This is a genomic window from Streptomyces sp. NPDC090106, assembly GCF_044747265.1.
Taxonomy (GTDB): Bacteria; Actinomycetota; Actinomycetes; order Streptomycetales; family Streptomycetaceae; genus Streptomyces.
Genome location: NZ_JBIVDS010000026.1, coordinates 1 through 26,687 on the forward strand (window position 1 = coordinate 1; position 26,687 = coordinate 26,687).

General features: G+C 67.7%; 11 protein-coding genes and 3 pseudogenes. 6 read left to right on the forward strand and 8 right to left on the reverse strand.

Going from position 1 to position 26,687, the window contains the following annotated elements:
- Positions 1 to 397: 397 nt before the first annotated feature.
- The 3 genes and pseudogenes from ACIPSE_RS44780 to ACIPSE_RS44790 form a co-directional block, all read right to left on the reverse strand.
- Positions 398 to 622: pseudogene (locus ACIPSE_RS44780) on the reverse strand (IS256 family transposase); the annotation flags it as partial.
- A gap of 150 nt (positions 623 to 772) precedes the next feature.
- Entirely contained in the window at positions 773 to 4,003 is a 3,231-nt protein-coding gene (locus ACIPSE_RS44785; protein ID WP_401675479.1) for an FG-GAP-like repeat-containing protein, read from the reverse strand.
- A 452-nt stretch (positions 4,004 to 4,455) separates the two neighbouring features.
- Positions 4,456 to 4,569 (reverse strand): annotated as a pseudogene (locus ACIPSE_RS44790) (IS5/IS1182 family transposase); the annotation flags it as partial.
- 32 nt (positions 4,570 to 4,601) lie between these two features.
- Between ACIPSE_RS44790 and ACIPSE_RS44795 the strand changes: the two are divergent.
- The 4 genes from ACIPSE_RS44795 to istB all read left to right on the forward strand — a co-directional run bounded on the left by ACIPSE_RS44795 (position 4,602) and on the right by istB (position 8,307).
- Positions 4,602 to 4,859, forward strand: coding sequence for a hypothetical protein (locus ACIPSE_RS44795; RefSeq protein WP_401675481.1), 258 nt, complete (start codon positions 4,602 to 4,604; stop codon positions 4,857 to 4,859).
- A gap of 349 nt (positions 4,860 to 5,208) precedes the next feature.
- Complete coding sequence (locus ACIPSE_RS44800) at positions 5,209 to 5,616, forward strand: hypothetical protein (protein ID WP_401675483.1); 408 nt, start codon at positions 5,209 to 5,211, stop codon at positions 5,614 to 5,616.
- Positions 5,617 to 6,121: 505 nt separating this feature from the next.
- Positions 6,122 to 7,540, forward strand: coding sequence for an IS21 family transposase (gene istA, locus ACIPSE_RS44805; RefSeq protein WP_401675485.1), 1,419 nt, complete (start codon positions 6,122 to 6,124; stop codon positions 7,538 to 7,540).
- Positions 7,537 to 8,307, forward strand: a complete 771-nt coding sequence (gene istB, locus ACIPSE_RS44810; protein ID WP_401675487.1) for an IS21-like element helper ATPase IstB — start codon at positions 7,537 to 7,539, stop codon at positions 8,305 to 8,307. The genes istA and istB overlap by 4 nt, the downstream gene beginning before the upstream one ends.
- A gap of 213 nt (positions 8,308 to 8,520) precedes the next feature.
- On the opposite strand, the pseudogene ACIPSE_RS44815 reads toward istB, so the two are convergent.
- Positions 8,521 to 9,189: pseudogene (locus tag ACIPSE_RS44815) on the reverse strand (transposase); the annotation flags it as partial.
- 66 nt (positions 9,190 to 9,255) lie between these two features.
- On the opposite strand from ACIPSE_RS44815, the gene ACIPSE_RS44820 reads away from it, so the two are divergent.
- A protein-coding gene (locus ACIPSE_RS44820; protein ID WP_401675489.1) for an IS3 family transposase occupies positions 9,256 to 10,475 on the forward strand; the annotation gives its coding sequence in 2 pieces (ribosomal slippage) (positions 9,256 to 9,511 and positions 9,511 to 10,475; 1,221 coding nt in all).
- Between the two features lie 506 nt (positions 10,476 to 10,981).
- Here ACIPSE_RS44820 and ACIPSE_RS44825 read toward each other — a convergent pair.
- From ACIPSE_RS44825 to ACIPSE_RS44835, 3 genes are read right to left on the reverse strand one after another with little or no spacing between them, the layout of a single operon-like run.
- Positions 10,982 to 16,813, reverse strand: a complete 5,832-nt coding sequence (locus tag ACIPSE_RS44825) for a hypothetical protein (protein WP_401675491.1) — start codon at positions 16,811 to 16,813, stop codon at positions 10,982 to 10,984.
- Positions 16,814 to 16,821: 8 nt separating this feature from the next.
- On the reverse strand, positions 16,822 to 19,092 hold the full coding sequence (locus ACIPSE_RS44830; RefSeq protein WP_401675493.1) for a hypothetical protein: 2,271 nt from the start codon (positions 19,090 to 19,092) through the stop codon (positions 16,822 to 16,824).
- Positions 19,089 to 24,980 carry a DEAD/DEAH box helicase gene (locus ACIPSE_RS44835; RefSeq protein WP_401675495.1) on the reverse strand — a complete coding sequence of 1,964 codons (5,892 nt, stop codon included), beginning with the start codon at positions 24,978 to 24,980 and terminating at the stop codon, positions 19,089 to 19,091. Before ACIPSE_RS44835 ends, ACIPSE_RS44830 begins: the two co-directional genes overlap by 4 nt.
- A gap of 246 nt (positions 24,981 to 25,226) precedes the next feature.
- On the opposite strand from ACIPSE_RS44835, the gene ACIPSE_RS44840 reads away from it, so the two are divergent.
- On the forward strand, positions 25,227 to 25,643 hold the full coding sequence (locus tag ACIPSE_RS44840; RefSeq protein WP_401675497.1) for an ATP-binding protein: 417 nt from the start codon (positions 25,227 to 25,229) through the stop codon (positions 25,641 to 25,643).
- A 344-nt stretch (positions 25,644 to 25,987) separates the two neighbouring features.
- Here the strand turns inward: ACIPSE_RS44840 and ACIPSE_RS44845 are convergent, their stop codons facing one another.
- Entirely contained in the window at positions 25,988 to 26,650 is a 663-nt protein-coding gene (locus tag ACIPSE_RS44845; protein ID WP_401675499.1) for a restriction endonuclease, read from the reverse strand.
- Positions 26,651 to 26,687 lie beyond the last annotated feature (37 nt).

Here is a 26,687-nt window from a genome sequence, read left to right on the forward strand (position 1 = left end):
TCAACGAGGACGCTACAAAGCGCGAGTTGGAGCGACTGAACAAGCAGATCAGCGAGAACCCCGCCAGCGCAGTGCGACGCCTGAAGGAAGCAGCTGCCCAGACCCGTGGCGTGAACCTCTGACAGCCAGGTCCGTCCGCGACGGCACGGGCACGCTCCCAAGGCCCGACACCCATAGCGCCTTGCGTCCCGTTCGGCAGCGGTGAGCGCGAAGTTGAACAGGTAGGCCTCGCCCGGACTGGCGACTTGCCACAGCTCGTCGAGGTAGGCGGCGAAGCGAACGTGGTCGTTCGGATTCTGCGGGATGCCGCGGACATTCATGCCGCCTGTTCCTCTGGCTCGACTAGGACGCCGTTCTCGAACCGTGCGCCGACGCGGACCATTCAAACCAGATGGGCGCCGGTGATCGCGCGCCATCGCGCCTGGGCGGACTCCACCAGTTTGAACACCCTCGCGAGCGCGGCCGCCAGGCTGCCAGTGCCTCGGGTGAACTTGGTCCAGAGCTTGAGCGTGGAGAACGTCAACTCAATCGAATTCGTGGTCCGAGGATGGACCCAATGCCCGGCAGGAAAATCGTAGAACGCGAGCAGTTCGCCCCGATCCTCGGTGATCTTCGCGACGGCCATGTGCAGCGTGGCGGCTGGGCCGAGAGCTGTTGTCCTCGGCCCAGCCCGTCACATGGTGCACCGCTCAGCGTCTGAGGCTGCAACGGGTCCTACACCCGAGTTCGTGTCCCGGCTCGGGGCCGGTGGCTGTGCTCCTCGCGGGTTGTGTCAGGGGTCGGCTTGGTTGCCTCCGATGTTGAGCCAGGCGCGGGTGGCGCCGTTGGTGGGATCGACGACGAGATAGTCGTCGAGGCCGTCGCCGGAGATGTCGGCGAGGGTGACCTCGACGGGGAAGCCCATGACGACGCCGTAGGCGACCTTCTTCTTCGCACTCCACTGGTTGGCGAAGGCACCGAGGTTCGTCCAGCCGTAGAGGGCGTTGTTCTCGCCGGGGTCGCGCAGAATGTAGTCGGCGCGTTTGTCGGTGTTCATGTCGGCGAACAGGGTCTTCTGCGTGACCGTAGCTTCCTGGGGCTGGGCGAGGAGGCCCTGTGCGGCCCAGCCTCCGCCGCCGGGTGCGTCGGTGCCGTTGTTTTTCCAGGCGGTGACGGAGTGGTCGACGGCGACGAGGAGGTAGTCGTCGTCCCCGTCGCCGTCGATGTCGGCGAACTGGACTTCGCGGCCGGGGGCGGTGGAGGGGCCTGCGGCGATGGCACCGAGGCCGGCCCAGGCGGCGGCGCCGTTGGTGAAGGGGCTGTCGTTGCGCCAGCCGCGTACGCGGCCGTTGGTGTCGTCGACGACGAGGTAGTCGTCGCGCCCGTCGCCGTTGTAGTCGGCGAACACGACACGTTCGGTCGCGCCCGGGGAGACACCGTCGGCAACTCTGCCGATCTTGATCCAGGCGTTCGAACCGCGAGTGGCGACATCATCATTGCGCCAGGCCTCGACCTCGCCCTTGGGACCGACCAGGAGATAGTCGTCGTCCCCGTCGCCATCGAGGTCGGCGAAGCGCACCGAGCGGGCGTTGCCGGCGGCGTCCAGGAGATGGTCGCCGTACAGGCCGAGCTTCTTGAAGCCGTTCTCCTTGTCACTGCGCGTGGCGACCTTGTCGTTCTCCCACGCGGTGACGGTGCCGTCGGAGTCGATGACGAAGTAGTCGGCGTCCCGGTCCGCGTCGGCGTCGGCGAACTGCACGGCGTCGCCGCCCATCCCGGTGCCCGCCGCGATCTTCCCGATGGACCTCCAGCCCTTGCCCAGGTCCTCGGGCACGCTGTCGTTGAGCCACGCCTCGGCCGAGCCGTCGCTGTGCACGATCAGATAGTCGGCGTCCTTGTCCCCGTCGAGGTCGGCCAGACGCACCTTGGAGCCCGGGGCGCCGACCCCGGCGGCGATCAGACCCAGCCCCGTCCAGGCACTGTGACCGTTGACGAAGACGTCGTCGTTGATCCAGGCGCCGATCGAGCCGTCGTCGTGGACCACCAGGTAGTCGTCGTCCAGGTCCCCGTCCAGGTCGGCGAAGTGGAGGTCCGTGCCGCCGCCGGTCCCGGTGCCCTGGGCGATGGTGCCCATGTAGTGCCAGGCACTGCCGCCGTTGATCCACACGTCGTCGTTGCGCCAGGCCCTCACCGCACCATAGGCGTCGACGACGAGATAGTCGGCATCATGGTCACCGTCCAGGTCGGCGAAACGGACCTGGGATCCCCGGCCGGGCACACCGTTGCCCGCCGCGACCTTGCCGCGGTTCACCCAGCCACCGGTGATCTTCGTCCACAGATACACGGCACCCGTGTCGGTGACGACCGCGTAGTCGCTCTTGCCATTGCCGTCAAAATCCGCCAGCCGCACCTGCCCCCGCACCCCGGCACTCGAACTGTCCGGGTTGATCGGACCCTCCGCGATCCGACCCAACTCCTGCCAGCCGCCACCGGCCATCACACACGCATCGGCGTTCGCAGTCCCGTCCGCGGTATCGACCACCCAGCCCTCGTGCACCATGGCGGTGACCGCTTCCTCGAACCTCCCCGCGATGTATGCGTATCCGACGTCGTTGGGGTGCAGCGTGTCGTACAGCATCGACTCGGTCATCGGCCCCATCTCCGCCAGCATGACCTTCTGCCCGCTGTCCTGCCGGTCCTCAACCAGCAACCGCACCTGTTCGTTGTAGGCGTTGCGCCGCTTCTGCGCCTCCGAGTCGTTCTTCACCGGCACGATCGTCGCCACCGCGATCGCCACACCCGGGGACGCTGCCTGTAACTGGTCGATCAACGCACCCAGCTGGCCAGGCGCCTTCGCGACCTCACTGTCCCTGTAGATGTCATTGGTACCCGCCATCAGCGTCACGACGTTGGGCCGCATCAAGGTCGCGTCCCGCACCGCGGGGTCCTCCATCGCCTCAATGAGGTAGCCCCGGTTCCCCTCGTGCTGGGGATCGGACATATCTCCCGAAGCGTTGCAGCCGATGAAGTCCGGCTCCAGCCCTTGCGCGTCCAACGCGTCCCATAGGAGCTTCCGGTAGCCGTTGCCGTCCGAGGACGCCGCACCGTACGTGATCGAGTCACCCACCGGCAGCAGCCTCAGCGCGGGCTTCTCCACTCCTCCCGTGCCGTCGTCGGTGGCCCGCAGCAGGGATCCGAGTCTCTCGCTGACGAATCCCAGCACGTCACCGCCGGAACTGATGACCACCCCCATCGTCTTCCACCAGAGCTTGATATTGGCTCCGGCAGTCGTGGTCTTGGCAGCCACCCACTCAAGGACGTGTGGGGCATGGGCCTGGAGGACCTTGCCAGCACCAGCCCCTTCCAGCCCGCTGACAATGGCGCGCGCCAGGATGTCTCCCACTTTCTCCTGGTCGATGGTGTCGTGGTCGGCAAGGGCGGTGAACAGGTTGTCCAGGGCTCCTGTGATGAATCCTTCCAGGAATCCACAGACAGGCGCCGCCTCCGGAAAGTACGTGATGCAGATGGCGCCCGCGATGAACCCGAGCGCAGCGGCCATCGTGGCGATGAGCGCGCCCTGCCACCAGTTGGTCGTCGCAGTGACATCGTCAGCGGGGATGACGAACGTCAGCACGCTTCCCTCGACCGAGACGTCCGCGTCGAATGGGGGGATGTAGTTGTCGGACAGATCTTCCACACCGTAGGTCTCGAAGTCCGTCACCGCATCGGCGACGTAGTCGCTGAACTGCGGGTACTCCTCCTCGGCTGCCGCCACATGCTCACGCAGGAGCGCATCGTCGACCTCTGGATCGCCCGAGAGGTCGACCTCGATTGTGGCGTCGTCCCCCGCCTCCAACACGGGTGGACCGTCGTCCGTGGCCGCAGCCAGCGAGACCCCGTTGACGTCGATGTCCATCCCGGCGAGTTGCCCGACCGCCGTGCTCACTGCCGACTGGTGAGGCCCCCCATCAGTGACAGGCGTCAGCGTTTTGAGGGCGGCCAGCAGCGCCAGTCCTGTGATCACCACGACGATCCGGACGAGCGAGGCGCTTCGCCGAAGCCGAGTTATGGCCGGGCGATCCGATTTCGGATGAAATCTTCGGCGCCGAAATCCTTCGAATAATTCCGCTTTATCCCTCGACGTCACGTGTCACGCCTCCGTCACAGTGGAATTGCACACCGGAAAGCCAACAGCGGCCAGTATGGCGGGGCGAAGGCGCAGCAATTACAAGCATGCGGAAGCAGGAGCGGCGATGCCAGAGAGATCCGTATTTGCCTGACAGACCCCTGACCCCGATCGCCCGCCCCCAACCGCCTCACGGCCTCCACAGCGAGCTTCCGGGTAAACCACGCCTCGACCTCTGCCTATTACCGCAGCTTCATAGAGGAAAGCGAGGCCCTCTCGGACAAAAGCCGCATAACGAGTTGGTGCGTGATAGCGGGTGACTTCGGCGGCCTTCAGAGCTCATAACACGATCATGTTCGGTGCTTCTTGAGGCGTCTCCGGCAGATGAGGGCGCAGGCCAATGAGACGAAGGCGTCGTGGAGTTCGGTTCGGCGTTCCCAGCGGACGGCGAGGCGGTCAGTGCGGGGCGGGGCCGACGGAGTAGAGGAAACTCCTCATGGACTGGGCGCAGTTCGCGCGGCAGATGGCCGGGATGGCGCGGGATCTGCTGGCGCAGGATTCGCTGACGAAGCTCCCGCAGGAGCAGACAGCCGACATCTCGCGAAGCCGACCGGGACTGATCGTTCTCAAGGACAGGACCATCACCTCGCCCGCTCTCGCAAGCCAGCACCTGTCTATTCGTCGGCTTGAGCCCGCAGACCAGCACGCTTCGCCTTCCGGCGTCGACGCCGGCGGTCACCAAGCTCACCCGTGACGATCACAAGCGCAGCAACCACCACAGCAGACCCCACGATGCCCAATGACTGATCCGTAACCTTGCCGAGCAGCCAAAAGGCGACAGTGGCAGCTGCCCACCACGCCATCCACGCGCCGATCGCAGGCCAACGGGCTCTCTTCATAGCGTCACGATACGTCGCACTGCCCGCTCGTGATCAGAAAGAACAGAGCTCACCAAGTTCCCCGGCAGCATCAGATCTCGGCCGTCACCATGTCATGGCTGCATCAGGAACAGGTACTTAGCTTGTTCTTTAACTTCGGGGCCCGCTTGTCAGTGCCTGGTTCTATCCTCCGCTGAACGTCACGGATGGACTGGGAGTCAGGCTGTGCAGATCGCAGGGGTAGACCTCTATGTGAATCACCCGGTGATGGCGCTCGGTTCGACCGAGTGGATCCCCACGACGCTGGCCCTCGGCGGCGCTCCTGCCGCTGCGTGCGATACGCACGTCATCGTTCGGGTGCAGGCCCAGGTCGTGCTGGTCAAGGTTCGAATCTTCAAAGATCACGGTGATGCGGATGATCGCGGAACTGACAGAGAGCCTCTGACCACCGTGTTCGACGGGCATCTTCTGTTGAGTGACGGTCGGCTCATAGTGGGGGATGTCGTTGGAGAGAGCCGATTCACCACTTCTCTGCTCGGGAAGCCGGGTAGGCGACGGGTTCGGGTTTCGGTTGACGATCCGCAGGGACGGGCTCGCGCCGTTGACGTCGTTATCAGCGCCGAGACAGCGTAACGGAGCCTCGTATCAGCCCGAACGATCTTCGAACTAGTGCCGCATCAAGCAACGTTCGCCCCGTCATGCCGGACGGGTCCGCGGCGTGTAGCCGTGGGATGTGGTCCACGTAGTCTCGCGGGATGCATTCTCATCTGAGCTTCGAGAACCCTCCCGCGCTGCCTCACGGGGTGGTGGTCGAGACGTTGGAGCGGGCTTTGCGTGACCGCTCGGCAGAGGGCGAGGCGGCGGGAGTCCTGGTCGGCACCGCGTTGAACGACGACGACGCGGGGTTCGTCGAGCACTGGTGCGTGCAGGTCGGGACGCGGGCTGTGTCGGGGAGTCCGCTACTCGGGCTAGCCGGGCTGTGCCTGGGCCATACCGCTCGACGCTTTGGGCAATGTCGGCGTACACATGAACGTCCCCACCCGCGTACGGATGAAAAGGGACAGTTGTTGATGCGTTGAGATCTGCTGCTCGGCACTCTGCTGCTTGGTCGGTGAGAGGTGGCGGAAGGCGGTCGACGGTGGTCTTGGACCCGCAACGTTGGTTGGAACTGCGGCGCTTTCGGAGCCTGTTGGAATCCGGGGCGATCAGCCTGTCGGAGGTGGCCCGGGAGACCGGGCTGGACCGGAAGACCGTGCGCAAGTATCTGTCGGCGCCGGGGCCGGCGACTCCGCCGCGGCGGTCGCCGAGCGGGCGGTCGAAGGCGAGGGTGATCGACGAGTTCGCGCCGTTGGTCGATTCGATGCTGCGGGCGGAGATCTTGATGAAGGCCGCGGTGATCCACGGGCGACTGGCCGCGGAGTACGGGTTCACCGGCAACTACCAGCGCGTCAAGCTCTACGTTCAGGACGCCCGGCCTCGCATCGCCGAAGAACTCGGCATCACGCCGAAGGAACTCGCCGGCATGCACCGCCGCTTCGAGGTGATCCCCGGCGCCCAGGCCCAGGTGGACTGGGGCGACGAAGGCAAAATTCTTGCCCACATGGGAATCCCGAAGGTCTACTCCTTCCACATGACGCTGTCGTATTCGCGGGACCCGTTCTGCTGTTTCACCACCAGCCAGGACCTGCAGAGCTTCTTCGACTGCCACCGCCGGGCCTTTGCCCACTTCGGCGGTGTCCCGATGGCGATCGTCTACGACCGGACCAAAACCGTTGTCCGCCGGCACGTCGCTCCGGGCGAGGCGGTCCCGCTGCATCCGGAAGCGGTCGGGTTCGCCGGCCATTACGACTTCGACATCGACGTCCTGGCCGCCTACCGGCCCACCGGGAAGGGACGCGTGGAACGACAGGTCCTCATCGTCCGTGACCACGTCCTGTCCGGCCGGTCCTTCTCCTCCGTCGAGGAGATGGACGCCGCCTTCGCCGCCTGGGTGCCGCAGCGGAGGGCTCAGGCCCACAGGACGCACCAGCAGATCATCGGAGAGCGGGCCGCCCGCGACCACATGGCACTCAAATCGCTGCCGGAAACTTCGTATCTGGTGGCCGAACGGCATCTGCGGCCGGTCGGCAAGGACTGCCTGGTCGCCTTCGGCGGCAACCTCTACTCGGTGCCCGCCCGCAGGGTCCGACCGCGTCAGCTGGTGGAGATCCGGGCCACGAAGTCGCAGGTCATGCTGCATTCCGCCATCGCGAACGCCGACGGTGAGACGCTGCTGGCCACTCATCTGCGGGCCGTCGGCCGAGGGGCCCGTGTCGTCGAGGAGGCCCACTGGGACGGCCTGCCCGCCGGCAAGGGACGCCGGACCACCACCGGTGATGTCCCGCCGCAGCCTCGCCGCGAGTCTGCCCAGGGTGAGGAGACAGGGCCTTTGCAGGCCCTGCTGAACCGCACCGCGGCCACCCGCATCGAGGTCGGCCGCCGTCCGCTGTCCGTCTACGACGAACTGACCGGCACCCGCCCCTTCACCACCCGTCCGAGCACGAGGGAAACGTCTTGAGCGAGCTGGTCTCCACCCGCATCCGCAACACGGCCGGCAAGCTCGGCCTGCCCCACCTGGCCGAAACGATCAACGAGTACACCCGGCGGGCCGACGAGGGCAAGATGGGCTACCTCGACTTCCTCGACCTGGTCCTGTCCGAGGAACTCGCCGTTCGCGACGACCGCCGCTTCCGCCAGGGCCTGCGGCTCTCCCGGCTACCGCACCACAAGACGCTCGACGAGTACGACTTCTCCTTCCAGCCCGACCTCGACCCGCGCAAGGTCAAGGACCTGGCCACCCTCTCGTTCGTCGACGGCAAGGCGAACGCCGCCCTGCTCGGACCGCCCGGGGTCGGCAAGACACACATCGCCGTGGCCCTCGCGGTCGCGGCCTGCCGGGCTGGCTACTCGATCTACTTCACCAGCCTCGACGACATGGTCCGCAACCTCAAAACCGCTGAGGCTGCCGGACGTCTGACGAACAAGCTCGGCACCTACCTGCGGCCCAGCGTCCTGGTGGTCGACGAAGTCGGCTACCAGCCCCTCGAACGCGCCGAGGCGAACCTGGTCTTCCAGGTCATCTCCAAGCGTTACGAAAAAGGCTCCATCATCCTGACGTCGAACAAGACCTTCAGCGAATGGGGTCAGGTCTTCGGCGACGAAGTCCTCGCCACCGCCATCCTCGACCGTCTCCTGCACCACTGCGAAGTGATCTCCATCAACGGCCCCAGCTACCGGCTCAAGAACCGCCTCAAGGCCATCGAGCGAGAGAATGACGTGGCCTGACAGCTGGGGACGTTCATCCGTACGCAACTGGGGAGAAAAGTCCGTACGCCGACAGGCAACTCAGCGATGAGGCCCGCGCCCTGGCGGAGTCGCTGGCGGCGCGGGCCGAGGCGGACCCGTCGGATGTGGACGGTCGGGCCCTCGACGGCCTTGACGATGTCCGGAGCTTCCTTCACCTGTGGTGACGTCGCCTGTTGCCGCTGCTGTTACAGGTCAGGCTGCGTTGGCCATACTCACGAGGGTTTTGAGGCGCTTGTCGGCGGCGTTCTTGTTCCGCCAGATGATGTAGCGGCGGATCATGCTGCCCTGGGCCTTGTGGGTGGGGTGGTCGGTGCCATCGAGGGCGAAGTAGCGCAGAGCGGTGAACTGGGCCTCGATGCGGTTGAGCCATGAGCTGTTGGTCGGGGTGTAGGCGATCTCGACGTTGTGGGCCTTGGCCCAGTCGGCGACGCGGCGGCAGCGTTTGGTGGTCAGGTGCGGGGAATAGTTGTCGCAGATGATCGCGATGCGCTTGCCGACGGGGTGGAGGGAGCGCAGGTAGCGGCAGAACTCCAGGAACTTGGAGCGGTTCTTGGTTTTCTTGATGTGGCCGTAGAGCTGGTCTTTGCCCAGGTCGTAGGCGGCGAACAGGTGGCGGACACCGTGCGGGCGGGTGTAGGTCGCGCGGCGGCGCGGGCGCGGTTCGCGGTCGGGGTCTTTGTGCTTGCCGCCGCGTCCGGTCCACTGGCGGCCGGGGTGGGGCTGGAGATTGAGGGGGCCGAACTCGTCCATGCAGAAGACGACTTCTGGCTCGCCCTGCTCGGGTATGACCTCGCCGTCGGCGATGGCGTAGAGGTGCTCTACGCGGGCCTTCTTGACCGCGTAGTCGGGGTCGCGGGAGGTTGAGGCGACCCCCGTGACGTGGACACTCCGACAATGGATCTTGCAGATCCAAGGGAAGGTGTCCTGGTGGGACGTAAGTCTCCGTATCCGGCGGAGTTCAGGAATGACGCTGTCGCGCTGTACCGCGCGGCGGGCGGGAAGCGCACGTATGCAGCGGTCGCGGCGGATGTCGGGGTGACCGGTGAGACGCTGCGGAGCTGGGTGCGCCAGGCCGACGAGCACGCGGGCCGCGATTACAGCCACGGCGAGCAGAGTGCGGAGAGCCGGGATGAGGAGCTGGCCCGGCTGCGTGCGGAGAACGGCCGGCTGCGCAAGGCGGAGAAGGAGTGGGAGCTCGAGCGGGAGATCCTGCGCCGGGCAGCGGCGTATTTCGCCAAGGAGATGAAGTGAGGACCCGCCGCTGGGACTTCGTCTCCGCCCACGCCGAGACCTTCGGCGTCCAGCGGATATGCCGGGTCCTTCGGGTCTCGCGCTCGGGCTACTACCGGTGGATCGCCGGCGCGAGGACCCGCCAGGAGCGGCAGGCCGCCGACGATGCCCTGCTTGTGGAGATCCATAAGATCCACACTGAGCACAAGGGCACCTACGGAGTCCGGCGCGTCCATGCCGAGTTGCGCGGGTTCGGGCACACGGTCAACCGCAAGCGCGTCGAGCGCCTGATGCGCGTCAACCGGCTCGAAGGCCGCCACCTGCAGCGCCGCAAGCGCACCACGGTCCCCGACCGGCTCGCACCGCCCGCCCCGGACCTTGTCCAACGCGACTTCACCGCCGTGCAGTTGGACGAGAAGTGGTGGGGCGACATCACATACGCGCAGGTCGAGGGCTCGTGGCTGTATCTCGCCTGCGTCATCGACATCTACTCACGCCGGGTACTCGGCTACTCGATGGCCTCGCACATGCGCGCCGAGCTGGTCATCGACGCACTGAAGATGGCGGTGGCGACCCGCGGCGGCAACGTCAACGGAGTGATCTTCCACGCGGACAGGGGCGCCCAGTACACGTCGACCGCATTCGCGCAGGTCTGTGATGGTTTCGGGATCCGCAGGAGCATGGGGCGCGTCGGCTTGAGCTACGACAACGCCCTCGCTGAGAGCTTCTGGCAGGGGCTGAAGAGGGAGACGATGCACCAACGCCTGTTCCCGACGATGCGCCAGGCGCGGCTGGAGATCTTCCAGTGGCTCACCTACTACAACGCCCGCAGACGCCACAACGCCCTCAACTACCTCTCGCCAGCTGAGTTCGAACAGCAGCACCAGCGAGGACGTAAACTCACACTCGCAGCATGAACCCCTGTGTCCACACTCCGGGGGACACCTCAGTCGTTGCCCGTCCCCTGGAAACCCCCGGCCGCCTTCGCGGCGGCGGCCACGCAAACCGCGTTCAGGATTCAGTACAGACGATCACGAAGTCATGATCACCACAGGACCCCAGGCGGACGGCAAACAACTCGTTCCGAGAATCCAGAGAACCAGTTCCCTCTGACGCCGCCCCTCTGGGTAGCCAACCCGTCTACATCTCGGCGCCTACAGCAGTGAGAGAAGCTGTCGAAAATCTTTCATCTTCGTACCTGGCCGGTCCTCACAGAGGCGGTCGGTAAGCCGCCGGACCGGAGCCCGGCGCTGTTACCGAACGATGTACCTCTACAGATCGCGGTGACCACTCTCGGACTCCGCAAGTTGTGTCACCACCGCCCCTCCTGGACACATGCCACCACCTGCTTCTGTGCAGCGACCAACGATGCGCCACACGGCTCGCGGGTGGTCCGGCGCCATTGCTGGCACCGGAACCATGCTCACGCGAGTGAGGAGCTCCTGACGCGCTGTTGCGGTGGCCAGGCTCGGCGGACCGTCGGGTCCAACTGGTAGAGCTGTTCGTCGTCCTGGGCCAGGACGTCAAGGATGCACAGCTCCTCCAGGGCTTGTTGCGGTGCGGGGTGGTAGTCCTGAAGGAGCTCCACCAGGTCGTCCCACGGCAGTGGCTCGTCGAAGGCAACCAACTCGGTCAGGAGTGTGCCCATGTCAGGGGACGCTGTGAGCCCGAGCCCGTCTAGGAGGGCAGTGCCGAGATCACCGGTGGCTACTGCCTCGCTGACGTTCTTGCAGATCGCCGGAACGCGGCGCCCCTGTCGGGCCTGTGCGAGTGCTGCGTCCAAGAGAATCGGCCAACCCCCGGTGGCCTCCATGAGCCGATTACGGGCCTCCGTCTCCGCGAAGGGCTCGAGCGCCTCCACGTCCGTGGCCCAACTGCTGATTCCTTCGAGAGTGACCCGGCGCAGCGGGATCAGGGCGTTGTCGGGATCGAACTCGGCCGCGAGCGCCACATGCTCGGCCTTGCAGGCGTCGGCCAGCGCAACAACGGTCCGGGTGACACCGACCGGCGGCTGGATCGTCTCCACCTGCCGGAGGCTCTCCCTGGCCCTGTCCAGATCTTTGAAACGGCTGAGCTCCACCACCACGATGCGGTGCATAGGACCGGGCCGGCCCGTACTAAGTAGGTCCTTGTAGTGTTGCCGAGATTTGGAACAGACGATGGGTTCCAGCTTGGACGGAGCCCTGTTCTGCTGGTCCTCAAACACGGCCTCGACAGTGTCCAAGCCGGTGGCGGTACTACCGATGACGATGCGCAGCTCATTTCCCGGAACGGTGAGGCGGGCGAGCTGCTGTTCGGTGAGCGGGCTGATGCGGCTGCCTGCGGAAATGGGCCGCCTCGCCTGGGCCGCGGTGAGCTTGGTCAGCGGCTTGGATGTGTCGTGGTTCTCCAGAGCCTCCTCGATCGCATGCTGATTGCCCAGGAGGCGAAGGACGTTGGAAGAACGCAGTCGCCAGCCTTGCGGGTCGCCGGCCAGGATCCCCAGGCCGGTCATCTCCTCCAGGAGCGCGCGGAACTCGTCGGGTCCCTGGCCGGTGAACCCCTGCGGCCACCATTCGTCGCAGGCCCTGCTCAGCGCCCGGGTGGGCATCCGGTGATCGACACCGCCCGCGTGCGCTTCGAGGGCCACGACGAGCGCGATGAGCTTGTAGCGAGGATCCAGTTCGAGGGTCAGGTTGATGGTGTTGCGCGTGCGGTCGGTGAGATCCTGCGACCCGATGACACGTTCGAGGACGGCGTTGTCAACATGCCACGGCGGTGTACCGGGAGCGGGCGGCGTGCTCACGCGGGTGTTGAGAGAGGCCTGCACGAGCGCCTGCCCAGCGAGCTGAAGCAGTTTGGGATGGTAGTTGCAGTAGGCAAGGATCCGGTGGATGAGCTCGTCGGGGATCCGGACTCCCAGGGCTTCCAGGGGCTGCCGGACGAGTCGGAAGGCCGGTGCCGGCGCCAACGGTCCGATGACGACGGGTTTGCCGAAGTGGGCGTCGTACAGAGGCTGATTGGGCAGGCCGGAGAAACGCTGCACCTGGTGGAGGCCAGCGAAGACGGGCTTGAACCTGCGGTTGGTGTTGCTCATGAGTTCCCGCAGGCGCGTCGTCTGCGGGAAGTTCTCCAGGGCCTCGGCATCAAAAAAGATGTCGCACTCGTCGAACAGGACGAGGAGCCGGCGGGCGGGGTCGTCGTCGAGCCATGCGGTTATGGCGGCGGTGACACGGTGTTGCGCGGTGCCACGCCGGGCCTGCCGGACCGGCGGGCCGATGTCCTTGCGGTCGAGTTCACGACCGATCATGTCCCACAGCTCGTCGGTCTTCTGACCGAGCCCGAGGGTGGTGGGCAACGCGATGTAGAGGGCGACATGCCCCGGCGTCGTCTCGAAACGGCGTGCGGCCGCGCGCAGGAGCGCCGACTTGCCGAGCTGGCGTCCTCCGTACAGCAGCTGGGCGCCTGTCATGGAGGTGATGTCGCTGAGTTCTTGCTGGCGCCCGTAGAACATCTCGCTGGGGACGGACTCGTTCGCGTCGGGGCGGTAGGGGTTGGTGGCGGCAAACGGCGCGAGGATGCGCTCCGTGGTGGTGAACCGGTTGCTGGCTTTGGACGCCAAGTAGGCCACCGCTGCCGCGTCCAGGCACAGCAAGGGCTTCATGGGCTGTTTGGCCGTCTGCAGGGCGAGTTCACGACGGGATGCGGCGGGCAGCGTGCCCAGGACGACGACGAGGATGGGCAGAGTGCTGGTGTCCTGGTCCGCCCACGCGGTCAGGGTGGTCACGTCCGACACGTCGGGAGTCAGGAGTACGCGCAGTCGGCCGCCCGCCTCCGAGCCGAAGGCCGGGAGCCGGCATCCACCCAGCAGCTGGACATCGGTGAGCTCGATCCACCTCCGGTTGGGGGCGTACGGACCCGCCGGATGTTCGCTGCCGTACTCGATGCCCGCGATGCGCAGTGCGCTGCGGAGCAGATGGTTGCCGCTCTTGAGGGTGCGCCAGTTCCTGAGGAGTTGGGCCCAGGCACGCAGCGTCTCGGTAGTGGTATTGCGCTCGCGGGTGCGCAGTTGGGAGAAGTCCAGACCGGCGTGCGTGCCACCACCGTCAACGGCCTCGATGAGTTCCGGTGTGATGCCCTTGGGGAGGCTGTCGGGCACCGAAGGGAAGAACTGTTCGAGGTCGTTCTCCGGTGCCGAGGTGGGCGGGTGTTCTCCGGCGAGCGCGGTGAGCAGGTAGTCCTCCGCCGTCGCCAAGTCCCCTACGTCGACGAGTTGCGTGATTCTCGTCATGACGTCGCCCGGGACGCCTCCCTGCGCATTGTTGATCTCCTCCTTGGCACGTTGCATGAGGTCGGACCCGGCCCGGTCGGCAAGCCGGGGCATGATGTCTTCGATCGCGCCGATCTGCCGGTCGACAGCGCTGAAGTCGTCCCCTGCCAGGTCGGTTTCAGCGGCCTCGACCCGTGCCGTGACCTCGGAGCGGCCCGGTTCGGGAAGGCGACCTTGTCGGGTCGCGGTCGCCACGATGCCGCGGATCTCGTCGATCGACGCGCGTGCCGTGGCCAGCGCATGGCCGCGGGCCTGCTCGACGGCGTCCCGCAGGGAGGTGTCGTCGTCCTCGGACTCGCCTTCGGCCGCTTCCACCGCCGCACGTGCCGCCGCGAAATTGCCGGCATCCGCCTGGTCACGTGCCGCCTGTGCCCAGGTACGGGTCTGAGCGTGCGCGATGTCGTCCAACGTCACCTCGCGCGCAGGTTCCAGCGCCCTGGTCAGCGGGAGACGGGAGCAGCGCAGCAGGTCGGCGTTGAGCGCGCTGCCCGGCACAGGCTCGGCGCCCGGCAGTGTGGCGCCGTCCAGCAACCGGATAGTGGTCCGGATGCTGTCCAGGACCGTCTCGGTCACGGCAACACTAAAGGGCTCAGAGACGGTGTCCGCATGAGCGCGCAGCTCGGTGTAGGCGTCGTCGGTCTGCGCGCGGACGTCACGTCGGAGATTCGCGAGCACGCTGTTCAGCGAGGGGCTACGGGCCGCGCTGCGGGTGGCCAGCAACCAGGTGTTGACAATGTCGAGCGACTCCGCGGCGTACTGAAGAATGCGGCGCCGAGCAGCGCCCTGCAGTACGGCACTGTTGCGGCGGAGCCGGTTGTCGATGTCCTTGAGTTCTTTGGTCAAGGCGGCAGTAGTGAGCCGGCGCACCTGGACGGCGACCTGGTCAGCGCGGTCGCGCAGGTCGTCGGCCGCCGTCGTGACCAGTGACCCGATCAGGCCGTCGGCGTCCCACCAGGAGCGGACGATCGCCTCTGCGCGGGGGAAGTGCAGGTGGCGCGGCGCAGCGAGGTGCAGGCGGGCATCCTCCGAAGCCCGGCTGACCTCGGTGTCGGCCTCGATGATGCTCTCAAAGACGTTGAGGCCGTCTGCTGCGCTGAGTTGACCGCGTGCGGAGGCTGTCCCCACCACGCGGCACAGCTGCTGAAGGTGTGTCATGCCGGAGCAGTTGGCGGCTAAGGCGTTGACCAGTTCACCGGCGTTGGGGTCGGCGGTGAGAAGAGCTGCTCGCAGGGCGGCAGCGAGCAGCAACATGCGCTCGTCGTGACCGGTCACGCTCGGGTGACCGATTTCCAGGTCGACGCGCTCGCGTACGGCGCCAGCGCACGGGCCCATCTCCGAACGTACGCAGTGCGCCAGTTGAAGGGTCTCCAGCGCCTGCTGGAGGGAAGAGCGGCCTGCGGCGTGGGCCGCGTGTCCCGCCAGCGCGAGTTCGCCGGTGGAGATCAGACGCGTGATCAGCGCGATGTCGGCGGGACCAAGTTCTGATGCCGCCAATTCGGTGGCGGACGGTGCCAGGGCATCCGTCGCTTCGGTCTCCGTGGCCTCCGGCAACGGCGGCTCGGTGCGGACGACCACGGGTAAGGCGACAGGAGCGGCTTCGGACGGTGGAGCAGCCTCTGGATCGGGCACTTCATCGGAAGACTCTGCCGAGGTGGATTCGGGGGCGGGATCAGTAGGTGGAGCGGGCAGTTGTGCGGTGAGGGAATCGACCGGCGGCTGCTCTGCGTCGCCATCCGAGCCGCCCGGTGCGGTCACCTTTCCGCGCAGGATCAGTGCGGCGACGCTGCTGACGTCCTGGGGTGCTTCTTTGAGGAAGGCGAAGAGTTCATCGACGGCTGAGTCGTCGTCACCCTCGTGGGCATCCGCCAGCGCGACGAGCAACCGCAGATGCTCCGAATCGGCCGCAGGGGCGTCGAGCAGCCGCAGTGCCTGTTCGCGGACGGACTCCAGGGATGTGCTGCCGGACGGACCCTTGAGCGCAGCGACACGCAGCAACGCCGCACGATTTATCGCCTCTTGCGTCTGCTCGGCGGCGGCCGTACGGGCGGCGGCGCACAAGGACCGGACATCTGCCGGATCCGGCGGCACGGCCGCGGAGACCCGGGTGCCGAGTTCTTCGTGCAACTCGAGCGCGGCACTCCGCAGAGCAGTGAGGGCGACGATGTCGTCGTGGGTGGGCAGCCGCTCCGACTCCAGATGGGCGGTGACGCGCGCTGCGGCAGAAAGTGCAGAAACGAGCAGCGCATCCAGGTCCTCGGCCCGGGTGTTCCAATCGGCGCGTTCCGGCTCCCCTCCCGCGGACGAATGGCCAGCTGCGAGGCCTGTGTTCGCAGCCTGTGACTGCCCCGTCTCGTCATGGCGACTGTTCTGGGAATAGGGCACGAGAAGGAGCCAGGCTCGCTCCAGGGCGTAGCAGGCGTCGATGGTGTTCTGCACATCCTCCTTCGGCCACGCGGGCATGGGGAACCTCTGCAGTGCGTGGCGTAGCAGGGCGGTGTGGCCAGGTGAGAAGAAGGGAGCCGAGAAGGCGGCCAGCAACAGCTCCGGACGGGACTCAGAGAACGCGGCGACGGCCTGGTCGAGATGCTGGTCACCGCCATGCCACTCATAGTCGTGAAGGGCGTCGGCAAGCGCTCTGATGGTGGGCTGGGAAATGGTGCTCGCAGCCCGCATCTGCGTATCGACATTGCGTTTGCGCAGTGTTGCAAGACACTGCTCTGCAGCCCGCGAACTGAGCCGGGCGGAGGGCACACGCAGAGTCTGGAGCATGGCGATGCGGTCACGGTTGCGTACGCGTTGCAGCAGTTGGAGTAGGGCCGTGGCATCGAGTGCGGCGAGCACGTCCCCAACGGGGTTGCCCAGATGTTCGATGGCCTCGCGCAGCTTCTCGGCCAGGTCGGTCGGCGGCTCGGGCAGCTGAGGCGTGTTCGATGTGTGTCGCGTCATGGTGGACCTCAAGTGCAATCGATCAAGTCGTCATGCCAGGAAGGGGGTTGTTCGGTGCCGCGCCGATGACCGCGGACGAAGGTGTAGCCCGCTGGGAGGGTTGTATCGGCGTCCGGACCGAGCATCTCGATGCGCCACCGCGCATATGCGGCGCGTGCGTGATCGCTCGCCTGCCGCCCCGGGGGGAGCCTACGACGATCAGGTGGTACGTAGTGAGCTTTTACATGATTTCGTAGCACCCGGTGTTCAAGCGCGTCCGGACGCTTTCGCGTCGTGGGCGCCTTGTCATCCGGCCACCAGATGAACAGGTCCGGTTCGCCCGCTCCCGCCTCGCGCTCCAGCAGCCCTCGGGCGGCCATGTCTTCACAGGTGTGAATCACCGTCCACATCAGCCGGGGCGGCACGGGGCCAGGTCCGAAAAGAGCGGCGCTGAGTCGATGGCCCCGCATGGAGCGGGCGTCGAACAGGCCCGGTGTGCCGTGGCGGCGCAGTCCCGCGACGACGAGGGAACACAGGCTGTCGACCGCTGGGGCGTACCCGGTGCGCGCCGGTCGCCGAGGAGCCGAGGGCTGCCGCTCCGGCTCTTGCGGTGTGAGGCCGAGGTGGCGTCGTAGGACGCCGATGTCGCAGTCCCAGGAGAAGGGGCCGTGACCGTCGAGATGAAGGGGCTCGTCCAGCGGGGCCGTGACGACGTGCAGACGACGTCCCCCGCGCGGCACGGTGACGGTGAGTTTGATGCCGGGATAGAACGACCATGGCCAGGCCACGCCGGTCAACCCTGCAACCGTCAGGCCGATTTCCTGTGGTTCCCGGGGATCCTCCGCATCACCGTCGTGATGAAGTTCGAGGATGAACGGGCCGTCTGGCAAATCCTCCCGGGCGCTGGTCGGCAGCGGAAGCGTGCCGTCGTCGATGTGGCGCGGCAGCAGACAGCAGGTGTAGACGGTGAGGCTGTCGTCGAGATGCTCGACGGCCGGTACGGGTTCGTCAGGTGCGTTCTCCTCCAGCAGGGCTGGTGCCGAAGTGTCCTCCGGCAGGGTGCAGGGCTCCCCTGATGGCTCTTGTAGGGCGGGGGCCTCGTCGGGGTCCGGCGGTGTGGCGGCAAGGGAGCCCGTGTGCTCGTGGTGTCCGACACCCAGCGGCGCCAACGGGTCGGCACCGTCGACATACCAGGGAACGGGAGGCTGCTGTGCACGCCAGATGCCGCCCTGTTGCCACAGGTCATCGATACGCAGGTCGACCTGTGCCGTGGACCGGGTCGCACGGTCGGCGATCGCGAAGTTGACGACAGCCTGGGAAACCAACGCGTTCGTCCCCTCGGTGAGGTCCCGTGCCCCTGCCGCGTCGGCGGCGGCACACAGCAGAGGCCAGATCGCGGTGTAGCGCGGTGGGCCGGTACGCGCACGGTGGACCCGCTGGGCGACCTCGTCGACCATGGAGCCCGGCAGGCCGACCTTGTCAATCGCGGTCACGGCGTACGGACCCCACATACGCAAGCCGGGCGAACGGCGAAGCAGCTCGGCGATGGTGTCGAAGCTCGCGGCGAGTGCCTGGTTCAGCAGGTCGATGTCGTGAGGGTCGTCGATGAGCCCGGCGAGCGGACCGGTGGCCAGCAGAGGACGCGCTTCGCTGAGCAGATACCTCTGGTAGAACGCCGCGTCCTCGAGCAGCGGGAGGTCAGGCGTCTGGTACAGGGCGGTGGACGTCAGGTGCCCACGCGTGTCGAGGAGTCCGGACCGGCGCAGTCTGGCGGTCTCCTTCAACTCGATCGCGGAGGGCGGGCCGAACGCGCCGGCGTCCACGACCACGGTCTCCTCGCGCTCCCAGAGGCCGTCCGGACGAAGGACGCCGGCGCGGTCGCCCGAACGGGCGGCAGGCATCCAACCGTCGTCGTCACACTCCCGGGATGCGCCGATCTTGCCCACGGCCTCCGCCCACAGCCAGCGTGTTCCGCGCTCGATGCGGATGAACGCGCCGACCGGTACCGCGGACCGGGCCGCGTCCGCGGCGGGACGGACCGCGTGGAAGCATTCAGGATCCAGTAACGCCGAGTGGTAGGCGCCGAGGGCAAGGTCGAAGCCGAAGTGCAGCGCGTTCCAGGCACAGGCGACGTGCAGGACCCCGCCGCGTCCGACCGCGACCTGGCGCAGATAACGGCTCGTACGTTCCGCGACAGCCGCATCCATCTGATCCGCGCCGAGCAGCAGTTCCGGTACGAACAGCGGTTCGTCGTCGAAGGGCGCCCACGCGGGCGGCTCAGTCAGGGGCAGCATGCTCACACCTCCTGCGGCGGGTGCTCGACGTAGCGGCGCAGCCGCCACAGGGCCCCGTCCTGCGAGGGCAGTACGTGGCCGTCCGCATGGAGGCGTTGGAGGGCCGCGATCACGTCCGATGAGTGGATGCCGGGATCCACACCGCGCAGTCGGTGGTACAGCAGGCGCGGCCACAGCGGTCGGCGGACACCGTCCTTGCGGGAGAGGTAGGTCTCCTCGCCGCGGAGCACACGGCGGATCATCGCCGGTGTCAGGCCTCGGTAGTTGTCCCAGAGCAAGGCGTAGATCCACTGGTCGGCCGCGCGCCGGTAGGGTTCGCTGTCACGGTGCACCACTGGACGTGGCCGCGGGGTGTTCAAGGCCTGCAGCAGCCGCGGTGTCCTCGCGGCCGAGACATCGGTGGCCCAACAGGCCGAGCACCGGGTCGCCGAAGTCGCGCACACGTGCCCGTCGCCACCGAGCGGGCTGCCAGTGAAGTAGACGCTGAACGCCTCGGTCGCGCAGTCGGCGGCGCTGTACCAGTCTCGCAGGTCGGCGAGGTCCTGGCGGGCGCGTTCCCGGGCGGCGCGCATGCGGGCGTCGAAGGTGCCCGGCAGAGCCGTGCCGTCGGGTACCCGAACTGCCGTCAGGGTGCGCCGGTTGCCAGCCTGGGAGACGTCGACCACGCCCAAATCGTGCAGGGCGGCGAGCGCGGTCCACGCGGCTGCGGGGTCGGGCACCACCGGACCCGCTGCGCTGTCCCGAAGGAGCGCGTACACATCGGTCACCTGGTGGCTTCCGGGCCTCTGCTCGGCGAGATCGCCGACCACCGCCGCGGCCGGGCCCCATTCGGAGCCGACGGGGCGAGCTGCGCCGGGTATCGGCGTGATCCGCACGCGCTCGGGGAAGTCCCCCAAGTCGGTGAGCGCGTCCAGCGAGGCCAGGACGGCTAGCGCGCGTACCACGGAAGTGCGGTACGTATCCCACACGGCGGTCTGCTGAGCCTGCTGGGCCGGCAGCAGGCCCGCCTGGAGGTCGGCGGCCATGCAGTCGGCTGCGAGCCGCTCCGGGTCGAGGATCCCGGAGACACCGGCTCGCAGCACCGACTGGCCCAGCCGACGCAGTACATCCGGTGAGAGGCCCTGGGCGGCCAGCCAGGCCACGGTCCGCAGCCCGCGCCCCGTTCCAAGGGCCATACCGGTCGACGGGGCGTCGACCTCGTTCTGTGCCCGCCCGGCCTGGTCCCGGCCCGCACGGCCGAGCTGCTGGTAGAGCGCCGACAAGTCCGTGGGCGGCGACACCACGAACACACAACGGATGTCGCGGCGGTTCATCCCCAGCCCGAACGCGCTCGTCGCGACGATCAGCAGCGGCGCGAACCCGTCCTCGCCACGGCCCGGCGCTTCCTTGAACTCCGTGAGCACCGCGGCCTTCTCCGCCTCCGACAGCCGGCCGTGGAAACGCCTCACGCGCTGGCTGCCCTGGACAGCGAACTCTCGCAGATGGGCGTAGAGCGCCTCGACCTCCTTGACCGTCAGGCAGTAGAAGATCGCATGGTCCTCGCACGCTTCTGCGACCCGCTCGGCGAGACCGGCGACAGCCTGAGAACCGCCCGACCGCATCGTCCGTCGGTAGACCGCCAGTTCGGGCCGGAGCGGTGACGCCTGCACCGTCACCAAAGTCTCATCGCCCGCCGCCGTGCCCTCCAGGCCGAACAGTCCCTCCCGGAGTCCGGCTCGGACCTGCCGGTTCGCCGTCGCGGTCACCGCCGTGACCCGCACCCCGAACCGCTCTCGCAACTCGCGGAGCAACACCTCCACGCGGCGGAACCCCGGACGGAAGTCGTCACCCCACTGCACGAACGTGTGCGCCTCGTCGACTGCCACCCGCTCCAGAACACCGGTGCGCGCGGCCTGCCTCAGCAGATCCGCGAAACGTCGATCGGCGAGTCGCTCCGGTGAGACGTACACCAGCTTGATGCCGTGCCGACCGGTCCCGCGGAGTTCCTCGGCGACCTCGGTCTTCCCGCCGCGGCTGTTCGATTCCGCCATGGGACCGACCAGCGCCCGCACCGCGCCGCCGACCGCGGACGACAGCTCCAGTGCCTGGTCGGCCATCAGCGCCACCAACGGCGAGACCACCACGGTCACGCCCGGCAGGACCAGCGCCGGCAGTTGGAAGGTGTACGACTTCCCGAACCCCGTGGGCAGCAGTGCCAGCACATCCCGGTTCTCCCCCACGGCGCGGAACACGGCATGCTGCTCGGGCTTCAACGTCATCGGGCCGTCCTGGAAGCGCAGGTGTCCGGCGACCGCCTCGCAACGCTCGGCCAGCAGGGAAGGGAGCGTCCCGTCCTCGCGGGCACGCACGACTTCCTCGGGACTGATCCCGGCCTGGCGAATCAAACGCGTGGCGGGCAGCAACGTGTGCTCCTCCAACGCCTGCGGTGTGCACAACTCCTGTGCGCGCGAGGCGTCCAGGCGCCCCTGCTCGGCAAGAAAGCGCCAGATGATCTCCCATCCCTGAGCCATCGTCACGATGTTCCCGCCCGCCGCCTCGCCCGTGAGCGGATCGGCTGTGAGCAGCCCCGGATCAAGCGACTCCAGGAAAACCTGGCGGTAGGCGCGGCGCAGGGCGGTCGTCCCGGCGAGTTTGCGGTCGCTGATCACCACGACGCCCCGGTGGTCCACCGAGCGCAGCAGCCGTCCCACGGCCTGGCGCAGATCCATCGCCGCCAGCGGCAGGTAGTACTCACGCGTCGCGGCTGCCTCGGTGTCGGCCGCCCCGGCCGCCCTCGCCCTCTCCGCGGCTGCCGCGCGCCGAGCGGCGATGATCGGGTCCGCGAAGGGTGCGAACGGAAGTTTGTTGATCCATACCAGGCCCAGCCGCCGTGCGGGGAAGTCGACTCCCTGCCACATGCCGCGCGTGGCGACGCAGAAGCCGCCCAGGTCATGAAACTCCCTCGCCGCTCGCGCGTTGCCCAGCAGCGGCGCCACCGCCACCGGCAGTGAAGCTCCGTCCACGGCCAGCTGCTCCGAAAGCCGCTCCGAAACCGCCTCCGCCGCCGCCGTTGACGTCGTCAGCACCAGCGCACCGTGTTCGAAGGCCCCGTGCCGTTCACGGACCACCTCACGCGCGTAGCCCGCCAGCTGGTGCGCGACCGTTCGGTGGGCGGCCTGCGGATGCTCGGCCCAGCTCGGGAAATCTGAGAGACACAGCAGCCGGGCCTGCCGGGAGGCGTCGAACGGGCTCGGCAGCGCGGTCCCATCCACCTCGCCGCCCAGGCCGAGACGCTGCCGAACGTAGGCCCAGGATCCCGCGACCGTGAGGGTCGCCGACACATAGAGGATGCGGCCGAAGCCACTACGGACCCGGTGCCACTGCGGATCCGCGCTCAGCTCGATCGGCGCGGAGGAAACCGAGAAGGGGTAGCGGCGCGCTGTCACCGCGGCGGTCACCTCGCCAGCCTCGCTCGCGAAGACGACTCGATTCGCCAAACCCGTTCTCGCCGTCAGCCCGGGCAGAACCTGTTGCAGCGGCTCGTCCACCAAGTCCTGCATGCTCTCCGGCGACTCCTCGTCCCACTCCGGTTCGTCGTCGCCGTCATCAGCAGCGGCCTCGTCCGTGGTGTCCACCGGTTCCGGGGACGCCCCCAGCACATCGCGAGCGTCGGCCACCACCGTCGCGGCCTCCTGCGCCAGCACCCCCACACGCGCGATGAGCAGTGCGGCACGTTCGCGTTCCCACCACGGCGCCTGCCGTACCTCCGGCAGTCGCGTCAGCCGCACCAACTCCCGGCCCGCTGCCTGAGCCCAGCCCCCCAGCCGCTCAAGGCGACCCAGCAGCTGACGGGCCCCGGCCACCGTGATCAGTCCCCCGTACGGACTCGCCAAGGTCGCGACGCGCCGTCCCGGTTCGCCTCCCACCGCGTCGAAGACCCCCTGCGCCGCACGGGGCATCGCCTCGGTCTCCAGCAGCCGTTGTCCTTCGCGCAGCAGCCTCGCGAACTCCGAGACATCGGCGCGTTGGAACTCCCGAGCCCACCGCTCCATGTCGGCGAACAGGTTCTCCACCGCGCGGATGTCGACCTGCGCCGTCGACGCCACGGTCACCGCCTGCTCCAACGCGTGTGCCTCATCGGCCACCAGCAGCGTCGAACGGTCGAAGGCACCGGCATGCGCCTGCAACAACGCATGGTTCGCGATCACGAGTCGATGCCCGGCCACGGCCTCGCCCACCGAGTCCGTCCACGGCGCGAGCGGCGAACCCGAACCAGGCCGGTAGTCTTCTGCCTCCTGGCTCACACTCGCCAGCCACAGCGCCAGCACCCCGCCGGACAAGGCCTGCACGTACTCCACCAGAAACGCCGGCAGATCCTGTACGTCCACACTGCGCGCCGACCACACTTGCGCCTGCCCCCGCGCAGTCGCCAAGCGACGTACGAACCACACCAGCACTTCACGGAAGATCACGTCGCCGACGAAGCGAATACGGCCCGCCCGACGCCCGCCGGCCGCCTCGGCCGCATCCACGAGCGCGGCCACCAGGGCCCGTAACGACACGCGATTGCGCCGGCCCTTCACCACGTCGGCGAGCGACTCCAGCCCCGGCGTCACCCGAGCCAGGGCCATCACATCACCCGCCAACTGCCCCTGCAGCTGGCGGGTGAAGGTCGAGAGCACCACCCGTCGGCCAGGGTCGGCCGCCAACCAGTCCAGGGCCGCCGCCAGCACGGCCAGACTCTTGCCCGTCCCCGTCGGGGCCTCGCACATCCCGTCCCGTCCGGCGTCGACCTGTGCGCCGAGCCACCGTGCCATCTCCTGCTGCGCCGGCCGCCACTCCACCTCCCTGCCCACCGCGACGGCCACAGCGAGCCGGTGAGGGTCTACCCGACCTCCAGGACCCAGGAGTTGAGCCGGAAGCGTGAGAGCGGCCAGGCCCGAACTCTCTCGGTCCGGCGCGCGGACCGGCTCGCCCCACTCATGCAGTGCCTCCGCCAGCAACTCGGCGACGCTCTCGTCGTCCACTCCCCCGACCGGCTTCCGGTCCGTCAGCGACGCCACCAGCTCCCACGCGGCGGATCCCGCCCCGACGCACGCCACCAACCGCCACCACTGTTCTGACCAGCCGGCCACATCCTCCACCGCCGCCCCCACGACCAGTGCGGTCACCCGGGCATCCACCAGAGCGTCATGCAGCCGTCCGGCCTGCGTCGGAACACCCCCGGACGCGGCCACATCAGCGAGCTGGTAGGAGTCCAGCCACGGCCACACCGCCTGTGCCAGGTACAGCGCGTCCACCCGCAGCACACCATCGACAGCGGGAAGCCCCGCCCGCGAGCACTCCTCGTCGAGCCAGCCGAAGTCCGCGGCCGTACCGTTGTACGCCACCAGCGCGTCGGCATCCCCGAGCCACTCCCGAAAGGCGCCCAACACCTCCTCGGCGGCCCGGACTTCCTCCCGATACCGGGCCAGGGCCTGATCGCTGCGGATCAGCCCCTCCCACTCCGAATCCGGCAGCCGCAGCCAGGCCTCGAACTCCGGTGCCTCGTCCACCCATCCGGCATCGGCGGACAGCCGCACCGCACCGAGTTGGTAGATCCGCCGCTCCCCACCGGAATGCTGGGCACTGGGCCGGACCGCGGCCTCAACATCCAGCACCACCGCTCGTAACACGCCTGGCCTGCGCCGGTCCCCCTCTTCCGAGTCCGTGATGTCGGCCACCACACATGCCTCGACCAGCCCGTCACTTGTCCTTACAAGCCCCAGGCTCTCGGCGTCACGGATCAGTTGTGCCAGACGTCGGCGACTCACCCCGGGCCAGAACTCACGGGCAACGCGCAGCAGGGCGTCCGAGTACATGGGACCTTGCTCTCTCAGCAGCTCGGCCAACCGGCGAATCAACGCGTCCGACACCCGGCGTCCCCCTAGCCTTGACCGAGAGTTAAGTCGATCACATTTATGCCGGGTCGACCAGCGATTCGCCCATCCTTCCCGACTTGGTTCGGATGCGACCTCCCCAGATGCGGAGCTTCACTCAGCAGGCTCCTCGGGCACCACCGTGACGCCGTTACCACGAGGCACTCGCCATGTTCCACATCGCCGCCATCGCGATGAACTCGGATACCCTTCGGAAGACTCACCGTTCCGTAGGCTGTCGCGGTGGAGACCAAGCAGGTACGCGCAGGCCGGGACACCATCCTCGGGTACGTAGAACGTGCCAGCCCGGTGGACATCCTTGCCGAGCTGATCTGGAACGCACTCGACGCCGAGGCGATGAACGTCGAGACGACCGTCGCCGTCGGAGCCATGGATGCTCCCGAAGAAATCGTTGTTCACGACGACGGACACGGGATGTCTCATGACCGGGTCCACGACCTGTTCCTGACGCACGGCGAGTCCTGGAAACGCACGTCCGGCTTCTCCCCGAACATCAACCGGCCGATGCACGGCCAGCTGGGGCGGGGCCGTTTCCTCACCTCCGGCATCGCCGAGCGCGTCGAGTGGCGGACTGTCTCGACCGACATCAACGACACGTTCACCAAGACCGTGATCCACGGCATGCGCCGAGACCCATGAACGGATCGACGTCGTGCCCGACTGCACCGCCGACACACCGACACACCGACACACCGACACACCGAGCAGCAGACCAGCGGCATTACTAGATCGTCCCCGCTGTGTGACGGATCATGCCGAAACGCTGACTGGCGCCCGTCTGCGGCAGCAGACCAAGGCGGCGGGGGTCTGGGCAGGACGCCCTGCGTCTTGGGGCGTCGTTCCGGCAGAGAGCTCGAAGTCGTCGGCTGCCGGTACGGCTTCGCAGCTCGCCTCGCTGCCGTGCTTGACACTGACGCACTGTCTGCACCCGGCTGGGAAGAGGGCCCCGGTATCACTGCCGGGGTAGCAGCGGACGCGGCCGGTCACTGGACGCGCGGATGCCTGCGGGGCGGTGGAACAGACGGAAGGATCTCCCACAGGGGCCGTCTGCCCTGTGCCCACTGCTCCAGTACCTGCCGGTCGACCAGGTGTAGGCGCTGCTGTAGGGCGAAGTCGCGGGCCGGAGCCGAGATCCTCCCGTTCGTCACCAGCACCACGACGTCACCGCCGTGGACCGGTCGGCCCGTACCGTTGAGTGTCTGCAGGTCAGGAGTCCCGACAGCAGACCCGGCAGGGCCCTTGCTGCGGTGCTTGCACTGAATCACCCACAACCGCCCCAGCGGATCATGGCCTTTGACGTCCGCACCGAGATCTCCCCGGCCGCCGCACCGCAGCGCATCATGGGCACCGTCGCGGGCCAACAAGTCCCGCACCGCGCCCTCGAACACACTGTGGTGCATGGCATCCAACTGCCCCAGCGAGTAGGTCAATCCCTCCACCCGCCGTCGCGCCCTGCTCATCCGGTCCACCCGCTGATGGACCCCGGCAGCCAGGACCACCAGCATCACCAGACCGATCACAAGCAGGATCCACCAGTGCGCCCGCACCCACTGCCCGACCTTGACCAGCACCAGCCCGACGACCACGAGTCCGCCGAACGCGACCAGCAGATCATCGTCACCCTTGCGCCGCCGACGCGGGCTCACCGCTCGGCCTCGGCCGCCGCACCGCACCGCGGCCTAC

Excerpts from the sequence above, each read along its gene's own strand:
- ACIPSE_RS44795 (WP_401675481.1), top strand. The coding sequence starts at position 4,602 with ATGGACTGGGCGCAGTTCGCGCGGCAGATGGCCGGGATGGCGCGGGAT.
- ACIPSE_RS44825 (WP_401675491.1), bottom strand. The coding sequence starts at position 16,813 with ATGACGCGACACACATCGAACACGCCTCAGCTGCCCGAGCCGCCGACC.